Below are 10,866 nucleotides of genomic sequence, written 5' to 3'. Positions count from 1 at the left end.
AAGACCGTTGGCGGCACCACGCTCTACCCGCAAGGCCTGCCACGCGCCACCGCGCTGCAGCTGTTCACCCACGGCAGCGCCTGGTTCTCCAGCGAGCAGGGCAAGAAGGGCCAGATCAAGGTGGGCCAGCTGGCCGACCTGGTGGCCCTGTCGGCGGACTTCTTCAGCGTCGAGGAGGAGCAGATCAAGTGGCTGGAATCGGTGCTCACCGTGGTCGGCGGCAAGGTGGTTCATGCCACCAGCGAGTTCGACAAGCTGGCGCCGCCCACCGTGCCGGTGATGCCGGACTGGTCGCCGGTGGCCCTGGTGCCCGGCCACTGGAGCCCGACCGCCGCGCCGCTGAGCGCGAGCATCCACCAGTGCATCGGCTCCTGCGCCGTGCATCAGCACCAGCATGACCGTGCGCGCCGCAGCAATGTGCCGGTCAGTGATCATCAGGGCTTCTGGGGCGCGTTCGGCTGCTCCTGCTTCGCCTTCTGAGCCCGCCTGCCGCCAGCCCGGCCGGGCTGGCGGCAGTGCGCCGAATTCTAAAACATTCCACGACAAGGCCTGCTCCGAGATGACCACCGCCAAACCGTCGCCCTGGGGCGCCCTGAACCACCGCACCTTCCGCTGGCTGTGGCTGGCCAGCATTGCCTCGAACATCGGCACCTGGATGCATGAAGTCGGCGCCGGCTGGCTGATGACCAGCCTGTCGGCCAATCCCATGCATGTGGCGCTGGTGCAGGTCGCCGGGTCGGCGCCGATGTTCCTGCTGGCGCTGCCGGCCGGGGCCATGGCCGATATCGTCGACAAGCGCCGCTACCTGCTGGGCGTGCAGCTGTGGATGGCCGCCGTGGCTACCGCACTGGCAACGCTTACGCTGCTCGGGCTGACCAGTGTCTGGCTGCTGCTGGGCATGACCCTGGCCATGGGCGTCGGCACCGCGCTGATGATGCCGGCCTGGTCGGCGCTGACTCCGGAGCTGGTGAGCAAGCGTGACCTGCCCTCAGCCATCGCCCTGTCCAGCCTCGGCATCAACGTCGCCCGCGCGCTCGGCCCGGCCATCGCCGGCGTGCTGGTGAGCCTGAGTGGCGCCTGGGCGACCTTCGCCCTCAATGCCCTGTCGTTCTTCGCGGTCATGGCCGTGCTGCTGACCTGGAAGCGCGAGCGCCAGGTGGCGGCCTTCCCGGCCGAGCGTCTGCTGGGCGCGATCCGCGCCGGCTGGCGCTACAGCCGTGCCTCCAGGCCTTTGCAGGCGGTGCTGGTGCGCGCGGCGGCGTTCTTCATCGGGGCCAGCGCCGGCATGTCGCTGCTGCCGCTGATCGTGCGTGGCGAGCTGCAGGGCAGCGCCAGCGACTTCGGCCTGATGCTCGGCAGCGTCGGCGTCGGTGCCGTACTCGGCGCCACCCTGTTGCCGCGCATTCGCGAGCGCATCAGCAGTGACCGCCTGGTGCTGCTGGCCAGCTTGCTCTACGCCCTGGTACTGCTGGCCCTGGCCAGCGTGCGCCACTTCGCCGCCCTGCTGCCGGTGATGCTGCTCAGCGGCGCGGCGTGGATCGCCGTGCTGTCCAGCCTGCAGGTCGCCGCGCAGACCTCGGTGCCCGACTGGGTGCGGGCACGGGCGCTGTCGGTGTACATCCTGGTGTTCTTCGGCAGCATGGCCGCCGGTGGCGCGCTCTGGGGCTTCGTCGCCAGCCAGGCGTCGATTCCGCTGGCGCTGTTCGCCGCCGCCGGCTGCCTGGTGCTGGGCCTGCTGCTGAGCGCCAGGTTCCCGCTGCCGGTCACCGAAAGCGAAGACCTCGCGCCCTCGCTGCACTGGCCTGCGCCGATTCTCGCCGACGAGGCCGATCTCGAGCGCGGCCCGGTGATGGTCACCCTGCACTACGACATCGCGGCCGAGCATGCTGCAGCCTTCCGCCAGGCGATGAGCGAAGTGGCGCGCATGCGCCGGCGCAACGGTGCCTTCTCCTGGGGGCTGGTGCAGAACAGCGAGAACCCACGGCACTGGCAGGAGTTCTTCTTCGACGAATCCTGGCTCGAGCACCTGCGCCACCACGGCCGGGTAACGCGTGCCGAGCAGCGCATCGAGGCTGCCGCCCGGCAGTTCCAGACGGCCGGCGTGGCGATCCGTATCGATCACTTCCTAATGCCGGCCCGGCAGGCCGCTCAGCCAGCCGAGGTTGGCCAGGCCGCGTTGTGACACCATGGGCGCCCAGCACCCGCTGGGCGGCTCATCTTCCTGCGCCGAAGGCGCCGTTAGCCCTGGCTGACGGCGCCTTCGGCATTTCTAGGCCATGTCGCTCTGGCTGAATTCCTCGGCGAGAAAATCGATCAGGGTGCGCACCGAGGGCAGCAGTCCGCGCCGCGACGGGAAGATGGCGTGGACGATGCCGCACTTGGGCGCCCAGCCCGGCAGCATCTCCACCAGCTTGCCGGCGGCCACGTCGTCGCGCACCGCCACACAGGGCAGGTGGACGATACCCACGCCTGCCAGCGCACCGTCGCGCAGGGCCCGCAGGTCATCGGTGATCATCCGTGGCCGGTGGGTGATCACCAGCTTGCCATCCTCAGGGCCGAGCAGCTCCCACTGATAGTCGCGCTGCGCGCCGCCCCAGTGCAGGCTCGGCAGACGTCCGAGTTCCTCGGGGTGAAAATCCTTCGGCAGCGAGGCCAGCAGATCCGGGTGTCCCACCAGGCACTGGGTGCTGGCGGCGAGTACCTTCATCACCATGTCGGTGTTTTCCAGCGGCGGAAAACGCACCCGCAGGGCCACGTCGAAGCCTTCATGCAGCAGATCCACCCGGCGGTTGGTGCTCTCGATGTACAGCTCCACCAAAGGATACTTGAGCATGTAGCGCGTCAGCATCGGCCCGACCCAGGAATTGAGCAGCGTCGTCGGACAGGCCAGGCGCACCAGGCCGCGTGGTTCGGCTCGGTTGCGCTCGATCACCTCCGCCGCGCCTTCGGCCTCGACGCGCATGGCCAGGCAGCGCCGGTAATACTCCTGGCCGATCTCGGTGAGCGACAGGTGCCGGCTGGTACGGTGCAGCAGACGCACGCCGAGGCGCTCCTCGAGTTCGGCGATACGCCGGCTGAGCTTGGACTTGGGCATGTCCAGCGCGCGCCCTGCCGCGGCGAAGCCGCCATGCTCCACCACTTGGGTGAAGTAATAGAGGCTGTTGAGGTCTTCCATTTATCGTTCTCCAAATAGAACGCTAGAGGCAATTTTTGTAGTCTAGTCGATTGGTCGTCTCGAATTTAATCTTTCTTCCATGCAGTGACGCACTGCTGGACCAAACCAACCTTCCAGCTAAGCTGGAAACACCGAAAGCAACTCGAGGACTTCACCATGACCAACGCCACCTACAACCGCCTGGACAAAGACAACGCCGTAGTACTGCTGGTCGACCACCAGGCCGGTCTGCTCTCCCTGGTTCGCGACATCGAGCCGGACAAGTTCAAGAACAACGTGCTGGCGCTGGCTGATCTGGCCAAGTTCTTCAACCTGCCGACCATCCTCACCACCAGCTTCGAAACCGGCCCCAACGGCCCGCTGGTTCCCGAGCTGAAGGAAATGTTCCCGGACGCGCCGTACATCGCCCGCCCTGGTCAGATCAACGCCTGGGACAACGAAGACTTCGTCAAGGCGATCAAGGCCACCGGCAAGAAGCAACTGATCATCGCCGGCGTGGTGACCGAAGTCTGCGTAGCGTTCCCGGCCCTGTCGGCCATCGAAGAAGGGTTCGACGTGTTCGTGGTGACCGATGCCTCGGGCACCTTCAACCAGATCACCCGTGACTCGGCGTGGCAGCGTATGACCCAGGCCGGCGCGCAACTGATGAACTGGTTCGCCGTAGCCTGCGAGCTGCACCGCGACTGGCGCAACGACGTGGAAGGCCTGGCCAAGATCTGCTCGGATCACATCCCGGACTACCGCAACCTGATCACCAGCTACAGCGCGCTGACCGCTGGCAAGTGATCCTCGCCTGAAACGCAACCGGAGCCTGCAAAGGCTCCGGTTTTTTTATGGGCGATTGCTTTCGCTTGCTCAGCGCAGGTGCTCGTCTCCGCTCACCGCGCCGCTATTCGCGGGGCTGGCTTGCGTCGCCTTGGCCTGGCCTGATTCGCGCTCGGCGACGAAGGTGGCGGGCGCCGAGCCATCGGCATTGAGCTGCATGATGCGTTTGGGCCGGCCCTGGTCGTCGAAGAACACCTGGCCGAGGCCGGCACCGTTCCAGAGGCGTTCGCCGGCACGGCTGCGGTCGGGGATCAGCGGGGTGACGCGCATGCGCCGGCGCTTGGTCAGCCAGTTGAGTGGCGACCAGGGCGCATAGAGCCAACGATTGAGGCGGTCAAACCAGTCCAGCAATTTGTGCGGAAATTCGTTCTTGATGCCGCTGCTGGTGATCTGCCAGATGGTCGGGCTGGCGCGCTTGTGGCGGATGCTCACGCGGTAGACGAAGGAGTAGTGCACATCGCCGGAGAGGATGACGAAGTCCCCCGGCGTACGTGAGTGGCGGAAGATGTTCATCATCACGCTGGCCGCGCCGCGATGGGCCATCCAGTTTTCCGCATCGACCATCAGCGGGTGGCCGGCGTAGGTGAACAGCTTCTGGATGCCCTCGATCAGCTTCACCCCGAACATCGGTGCCGGCGAGACGATGATGCAGCTGGGGTGGTCGAGCAGCGCCTGCTGGAAGTCGCACAGCGCCTCCCAGTCCATCAGCCCCGAGGGTTTCGACAGGTGCCCCTCGCTGCGCCAACGGCGCGTGCGCGTATCCAGCACCAGCAGCGCCGGGGTGGTCGGCAGCACGTAGTGCCATTGCTCGAAATGCAGCAGCTGGTCGATCAGCCCGTCCTGCATCTCGGCCTGGAGGTGGCCGTTCTGGCGCTGTTGCAGCAGTTCGGCAAAGGTCTTTAGCGGCTGCTCGAACACGTCCGGGTTGTTGCCCCAGCCCTGGCACAGCAGGTAGGCGAGCAGGGCGTTGCCGATGATGCGCTTGGAGAAGGGGTGGCCGTAGGCGGTCTGCTCCCAGCGCGCGGACAGGTTCCAGTCGTCGGTGACGTCATGGTCGTCGAAGATCATCAGCGTCGGCAGGTGGGCGAACACACGCGCGGCCTGGTCGAGACTCTGGCGGAAGGCGTCGATGCGCTGGCGCTCGTCGGCATAACGCTGCTGTTGTTGCTGGTCCAGCGGCGGCTGTTCTTCGCTGATCAGCGTCCAGGGCAGCGGCGACCAGACCAGCAGATACATGGCGATCATCTCGGCGAAGGTCACCAGGTGGTTGTCGGCGCTGCTGCTGGTGAACACCGGCTTTTCCACACCACCGAAGAACTTGTCGCGCAGGGTCTGGTTGCTCTTCACCGCCGGCAGCAGGTCGGCGCGTTGGTAGTAGCCGACCGGATGGCCATACAGCGCCTGGCTGTCCTCAACCACGGCGCCTTCGAGAAACTCGTCGAACAGACCGAGGCGGGCGATCAGCTGGTGAATGGCGCACAGCATCGGCCCGGCGACGTCGTCGACGTAGACCTGGTCGCCACTCATCAGCAGCAACGACGGGCGTTGGGCGGCGTCGCGCTGCCCGGCCAGAAGGCGGTCGGCGCAGAGCAGGCCGTCAGCAGCGGCGTGGTGCGGCTTGCGGCAGGAGCCGTGGAGCAACTGATCGACCCGTGAGCGCAGGACGAAATCAGCATGCTCGGCGCCGTCGTAGAGCAGGTGCGGCGCCCAGTCGGCCATGCCACGAGTGCCTTGGTCCTCGACGATCTGCAGGTCATAGGCGATGCGCACATCCTGCGGCAGCGCCTGCTCCAGCGGCAGGTCGATCAGGTGCAGCACGGCGTGGTGGCCCAGCGGCAGGCGTTGACAATGCGCTTCTAGGCTCTGAGTGCGCGGCTGTTCGCCGTCGGCCTGCAGCCACAGCTGCAGGTCCAGCGCCCGACTGCCTACCAGCCAGAGCACCAGCCGGCCAGGCGCCATGCGCCGCAGCAGCGGGCCGGCGAGTACATCGGGCAACGGGGTGCGGGCGCTATCGGACATGCAGAAACTACCGGGAAAATACAGGCCTTGGACAGTGGCAGGGCGCCAGCAGTTCAGGAGGCCAGCTGGCGCAGGCGCTCGAAGTCGAGAATCTCGATTTCGCCGTAGGTCAGCTGGACCACGCCTTGCGCCTGCAGGTCCTTGAGGATCTGGTTGGTGGTCTGGCGCGACAGCGAGAGCATCAGCGCCAGCTGTTCCTGGGCCAGGTGCAGCACCCGGCGTGGTTCGCTTTCGCCGTAGTTCTCGGCGATCAGCAGCAGGCGTCGGGCCAGGCGTGGCGCGGCGGGCAGCAGGCTCATGTCTTCCAAGGCGATGAAGGCCAGGCGCAGCTTGTGGCTCATCAGCAGGGCGAAGTCGCGCCAGTACTGCGGCTGGCGCTCGAGCAGCGCGAGCAATTCGTGCTGGGGCAACAGCAGCAGGGTGCTGGGGCTTTCGGCGAAGGCATCGTGGGTGCGCGGCAGGCCATCGAACAGGGAAATCTCGCCGAACCAGTAGGGCGGCTCGACCAGTGTCAGCAGCGCCTCCTTGCCGTTCTCGCTGACGGCGCCGACGCGCACCGCACCTTCCACCACCGCATACAGCCCGCTGGGTTTGTCGCCACGGCGAAACAGCCGCTGGCCGGCGTCCAGGCGCTGCACCTGGGCCATGTCCAGCAGGCTCTGACTCAACGCCTGGGGCAGTGCGGCGAACCAGTGGCCCTGGCTCAGCTGGCTGACGTAGCGGCGGGGTTCGGGCATTACGGCTCCTGTGAGGTTGCGCGGCGCCATTGTCGGCTAGCCGACAGTGCGTCGGGTCGCGGCGAGGTGATCATGCTTTGGCCTGTTTCACACATGAGGACGATAACAATGAAAACCCTCGTCGATCACCTGGCGCAGTATGCCGCCTACCACCGCGACCGACGCAACATCGCCAGCCATTTCATCGGTATCCCGATGATCGTGCTGGCCGTCGCCGTGCTGCTGTCGCGCCCGGGCTTCGAGCTCGCCGGCCTCTGGCTGGCGCCTGCCACCCTTACTGCCCTGGCCGCTGCCGTGTTCTACCTGCGCCTGGATACCCGCTTCGGTTTGCTCATGACGCTGCTGCTGGGGCTGTGCCTGTGGGCTGGAGCCGGCCTGGCGAGCGCCTCCACCGCGCTGTGGCTGTCAGCCGGCATCGGTCTGTTCGTGGTCGGCTGGATCATCCAGTTCATCGGCCACTACTACGAAGGGCGCAAGCCGGCGTTTGTCGACGACATCATGGGGCTGGTAGTCGGCCCGCTGTTCGTGGTCGCTGAACTGGCCTTTCTGCTCGGCTTGCGCAAGGAAGTCGAGCACGCCGTGGTGGAAATCGCCGGGCCGACCTGCATTCGCGAGAAGAAAGCGCTGGCCTGACTCTGTCCTAGCTGTAGGAGCGCCGCCCCGGCGCGAAACGATCATCGCCGTGGTGCCCGATTGGCGTTGTCGGCACGATTCGCCGCGGGGCGCGGCTCCTACGAAATCGCCGGAGCGCGGCTGAAGTCCCCCCACAAGCTCGAGAGACTGTGGGAGGGGCTTTAGCCGCGAGCCTTTCTAGTACATCGCCATCCACTGGGTCGTCATCGAGCGCGCATGGCGATCCACTGTGATGGGCGCGAAGGGGCGGCCGGAAACGCTTTGCAGCGTGTTGCTCTGGCTGTTCATGTCGGCCAGCGCGGCGCGCAGATAGCTCCAGCGCGTCTGCAACTTGCTCACCTGCGGATCGGATTGCTCCTTGAGCGCCTGTAGCTCGCTGTCGATGGCCGGCAACAGCAGACGTTCGTCCTGGCCGAGGTAGGTGCCGGGCTGCTCGCGGGCGATCTCGAAGGTGCCCAGATAGGAACGGCTGAGGTACTGCACGCTGAGGTACTCGACCTTCGCCGCCAGCTCGCTTTGCCCCTCGGCGCCGGGCAATGCGCGGGCCGCGCTGAGAAAGTCGCGCAGGGCACGGCTGAGGTCTTCGGGAAAGCGCCAGGGCACGTTCTCGTCACCGGGGCCATAGGAAACACCGTTGCGCAATTGGGTAACGAGGGCCTGATGGGCGCTTGCCAGTTCGGCGCTGCCCTGCGGCAGGCTCTGCATGGCGCCGGCCAGAGCGGCCAGATCGGCTTCCAGGCGCTGCTGATGAGTCTTCTGGAAACCTTCACCACGTAACAGCATCAGGCTGCCGGTGGCGCGGCTGGCGTGTATCTGTATCTGTTCTTGCGGGCTGACGGCTTCGGCGAAGGCCACGGGCGAAAGTCCGACGAAGAGTCCGAGCGACCAGAGAAAAGCATGACGCAACAGTGCTTTACAGCGCATCCGGGGTGCTCCTTGTTATTGTTTTGAGCAGGTATGCATTGGCAGCGTCAACGACGCACGGCCAAGACTACTGCGCCAAGCGTAGCGGAGCATGACCCGAAAGAGTGATTTCGTCGGAAATCGCCACCGTTCAGGGGCCTTTCATCAGATTGCGCAGGTACTCGGCGGTGAAGGCGTCGGCGGGGAAGAAGGTCTCCAGTGCCAGTTCGGCGAGGGTCACGTCATTCGGTGTGCCGAACACCGTGATGGTGCTGATCAGGCTGAGCACGCCCTGTTCGCTGTGCAGTTGCAGCGGTACCAGCACGGCGTCGCTCGGTGGCGCAGGGACTTCGGCCGGCGCCGGGTAGCCGCGCAACTCATCGAGCAGGTCGAACAGGGTTTCGTCGCCGCTGATCTCCGCGTCGCGCTGCAGGCGCATCAGCAGGTGCGCGCGCCACAGCGCCAGGTTGGCGATGCGCGGAGCCAGGCCTTCGGGGTGCAGCGACAGGCGCATCACGTTGAGCGGTGGGCCGAGCAAAAAGTCTGGCATGCCGGCGAGGAAGGCGGTGGCTGCCGCGTTGGCGGCCAGCAGGTTCCACTGGCGGTCGATGGCCAGGGCCGGATAGGGCTCATGGGCCTTGAGCAATTGCTCGATGGCCTGGCGCGCCGGTGCCAGCGCCGGGTCGGCCAGGTCGTGCTGGCTGTACAGCGGGGCGAAGCCGGCGGCGGCGAGCAGGCGGTTGCGTTCGCGCAGGGGCATGTCCAGCTGTTCCGCCAGGTGCAGCAGCATGTCGCGGCTGGGCTGGGCGCGTCCGGTTTCGACGAAGCTCAGATGACGCGTGGAAATCTCGGCCTCGCAGGCGAGGTCGAGCTGGCTCAGGCGGCGCCGCTGGCGCCACTGGCGCAACAGGGCGCCGGCGGTCTGGGATTGGCTGTTCATGGCCTGCACGATAGTCCAGCCAGGTCATGTCAGCCATTACCTGGCAGGTAATCGACGCGCTGCCGGTTTCGGCGAAATCTGTAGGCCAGGCACCACTCCGGTGCCCTTATGGAGGATTCGCCATGAACACACTGCAACCTTCCCCGATGCTACGTAACGCTCTTCTGATCGATGGCCTGCTCAGCGGTTTCACCGGCCTGCTGCTGGTACTGGCGGCCGGCTGGCTGGGCGCCTTCCTCGAACTGCCGCGTCTGCTGTTGCTGGTCGCCGGCAGCGCGTTGCTGCCCTTCGCGGCGATGCTGGTGTGGCTGGCCAACCGCGCCGAAATCAGCCGTCAGGCGATCTGGGCGGTGATTGCAGTCAACGTCGTCTGGGTGGTCGACAGCCTGCTGTTGCTGGTGGTGGGATGGGTGTCGCCGAACCTGTTCGGCCATGCCTTCGTCATCGCTCAGGCTTTGGCGGTCGGGCTGCTGGCCGAACTGCAATGGTTCGGCCTCAAGCACTCGCAGGCTGCCGTGGCCTGATGAGGTCGGCTCAGAGGCCGCGTAACGCCAGCTCGGCGCCGAGCAGCAACAGGCCGATGAAGAACCAGCGTTTGAAGCGCTCCGCACTGATGCGCTTGCGCAGCCACTGGCCGGCGGCCATACCCAGCAGGGCAGGCAGCAGGGCCAGGGCAGACAGCCCGAGCACCGCCGGTTGCAGCAGTTCACCGCTGTGACCGAGCGCTGCCGCCAGGGCCAGGGTGGAGACGCTGAACGACAGCCCCAGGGCCTGCACCAGGTCGTCTTTCTCCAGGCCGATGGCCTGCAGATAGGGTACGGCGGGAATCACGAAAACGCCGGTTACCGCGGTGATCGCACCGGTGATGGCGCCGATCACCGGGCCTAACCACGCTTCCTTGGCCCGCTCCACGCGAAAGTGCACCCTGGCCAGGCCGAGCAGTGCGTAGAGCACCAGGGCTGCGCCCAGCCAGCGGGTTGCTCCGGGCAGGTCGAGGCTCTGCAGCAGGCCGGCGACCAGCAACGTGCCGCAGAGGATGCCCAGCAGCATCGGCCACAGACGGCGTGCCATCGGCAGCGGGCTGCGGCCGTCACACAGTTGCCAGATGTTGGTCACCATCGACGGGATGATCAGCAGCGCAGCGGCCTGCAGTGGCGCCATCACCAGGCCGAGCAGACCGACGGCGATGGTCGGCAGACCAAGGCCGACCACGCCCTTGACCATGCCGGCGAGCAGAAAGGTGACGAGGATCAGCGGCAGGTGGTCGGTCATTGCGCCGCCCCCTGTTGGTGGATCGCGCGGCTGTCGGCCGGTGCCTGTTCGCGCTCATTCAGGTCGTAATCGCGCAGCACCTGGGCCACGCGCAACCGATAGTGACTGAAGACCTCCTCGCGTCCTGCCGTCTGTGCGCGTCGGTGTTCATCACGCTGGCGCCAGGCCTGGACCGAGGCTTCGTCCTGCCAGAACGACAACGACAGGATCTTCCCCGGCTGGGTCAGGCTCTGGAAGCGCTCGATGGAGATGAAACCCGGCTGTTCGGCGAGCAGCGGGCGCAGCTCTGCGGCGAGGTCGAGATAGTCCTGTCGTTGGTCCGGCTTGGTCTCGACTTCGAAGATCACGGCGAGCATCGGCTT

General features: G+C 66.3%; 12 protein-coding genes. 5 read left to right on the top strand and 7 right to left on the bottom strand.

Annotated elements, in window-relative coordinates:
- Together GYB81_RS14710 and GYB81_RS14705 are read left to right on the top strand one after the other, a co-directional pair.
- Positions 1 to 480 (top strand): amidohydrolase family protein (locus tag GYB81_RS14710; protein WP_161897867.1); only part of this gene is annotated, 480 nt, incomplete at its 5' end.
- Positions 481 to 559: 79 nt separating this feature from the next.
- Positions 560 to 2,182, top strand: coding sequence for an MFS transporter (locus GYB81_RS14705; RefSeq protein WP_161867854.1), 1,623 nt, complete (start codon positions 560 to 562; stop codon positions 2,180 to 2,182).
- Between the two features lie 87 nt (positions 2,183 to 2,269).
- Here the strand turns inward: GYB81_RS14705 and GYB81_RS14700 are convergent, their stop codons facing one another.
- The gene (locus GYB81_RS14700) at positions 2,270 to 3,175 is read right to left on the bottom strand and encodes a LysR substrate-binding domain-containing protein (protein ID WP_161867855.1); all 906 of its coding nucleotides are present in this window, start codon (positions 3,173 to 3,175) and stop codon (positions 2,270 to 2,272) included.
- 156 nt (positions 3,176 to 3,331) lie between these two features.
- On the opposite strand from GYB81_RS14700, the gene ycaC reads away from it, so the two are divergent.
- Positions 3,332 to 3,961, top strand: coding sequence for an isochorismate family cysteine hydrolase YcaC (gene ycaC / locus GYB81_RS14695; RefSeq protein ID WP_161867856.1), 630 nt, complete (start codon positions 3,332 to 3,334; stop codon positions 3,959 to 3,961).
- A gap of 69 nt (positions 3,962 to 4,030) precedes the next feature.
- Here ycaC and GYB81_RS14690 read toward each other — a convergent pair whose 3' ends face one another.
- Together GYB81_RS14690 and GYB81_RS14685 are read right to left on the bottom strand one after the other, a co-directional pair.
- The gene (locus tag GYB81_RS14690; protein ID WP_161867857.1) at positions 4,031 to 6,019 is read right to left on the bottom strand and encodes a metallophosphoesterase family protein; all 1,989 of its coding nucleotides are present in this window, start codon (positions 6,017 to 6,019) and stop codon (positions 4,031 to 4,033) included.
- A gap of 53 nt (positions 6,020 to 6,072) precedes the next feature.
- Positions 6,073 to 6,756 carry a Crp/Fnr family transcriptional regulator gene (locus GYB81_RS14685; RefSeq protein WP_161867858.1) on the bottom strand — a complete coding sequence of 228 codons (684 nt, stop codon included), beginning with the start codon at positions 6,754 to 6,756 and terminating at the stop codon, positions 6,073 to 6,075.
- Between the two features lie 108 nt (positions 6,757 to 6,864).
- On the opposite strand from GYB81_RS14685, the gene GYB81_RS14680 reads away from it, so the two are divergent.
- On the top strand, positions 6,865 to 7,389 hold the full coding sequence (locus tag GYB81_RS14680; RefSeq protein WP_161867859.1) for an Mpo1 family 2-hydroxy fatty acid dioxygenase: 525 nt from the start codon (positions 6,865 to 6,867) through the stop codon (positions 7,387 to 7,389).
- A 177-nt stretch (positions 7,390 to 7,566) separates the two neighbouring features.
- On the opposite strand, the gene GYB81_RS14675 is transcribed toward GYB81_RS14680, so the two are convergent.
- The gene (locus tag GYB81_RS14675; protein WP_161867860.1) at positions 7,567 to 8,313 is read right to left on the bottom strand and encodes a hypothetical protein; all 747 of its coding nucleotides are present in this window, start codon (positions 8,311 to 8,313) and stop codon (positions 7,567 to 7,569) included.
- 130 nt (positions 8,314 to 8,443) lie between these two features.
- Complete coding sequence (locus GYB81_RS14670; protein WP_161867861.1) at positions 8,444 to 9,232, bottom strand: MmyB family transcriptional regulator; 789 nt, start codon at positions 9,230 to 9,232, stop codon at positions 8,444 to 8,446.
- 122 nt (positions 9,233 to 9,354) lie between these two features.
- On the opposite strand from GYB81_RS14670, the gene GYB81_RS14665 reads away from it, so the two are divergent.
- Positions 9,355 to 9,756, top strand: a complete 402-nt coding sequence (locus tag GYB81_RS14665; RefSeq protein ID WP_161867862.1) for a hypothetical protein — start codon at positions 9,355 to 9,357, stop codon at positions 9,754 to 9,756.
- Between the two features lie 10 nt (positions 9,757 to 9,766).
- Here GYB81_RS14665 and GYB81_RS14660 read toward each other — a convergent pair whose 3' ends face one another.
- A complete protein-coding gene (locus GYB81_RS14660) occupies positions 9,767 to 10,504 on the bottom strand; it encodes a sulfite exporter TauE/SafE family protein (RefSeq protein WP_161867863.1) in 738 nt (245 codons plus the stop codon).
- Positions 10,501 to 10,860, bottom strand: a complete 360-nt coding sequence (locus tag GYB81_RS14655) for an antibiotic biosynthesis monooxygenase family protein (protein ID WP_161867905.1) — start codon at positions 10,858 to 10,860, stop codon at positions 10,501 to 10,503. The genes GYB81_RS14660 and GYB81_RS14655 overlap by 4 nt, the downstream gene beginning before the upstream one ends.
- Between the last annotated feature and the right edge of the window lie 6 nt (positions 10,861 to 10,866).

This window comes from Pseudomonas yangonensis, from assembly GCF_009932725.1.
Classification (GTDB): domain Bacteria; phylum Pseudomonadota; class Gammaproteobacteria; order Pseudomonadales; family Pseudomonadaceae; genus Aquipseudomonas; species Aquipseudomonas yangonensis.
The sequence above is the reverse complement of the archived record's forward strand: the minus strand, read 5'-3'. Positions and strand labels throughout refer to the sequence as shown.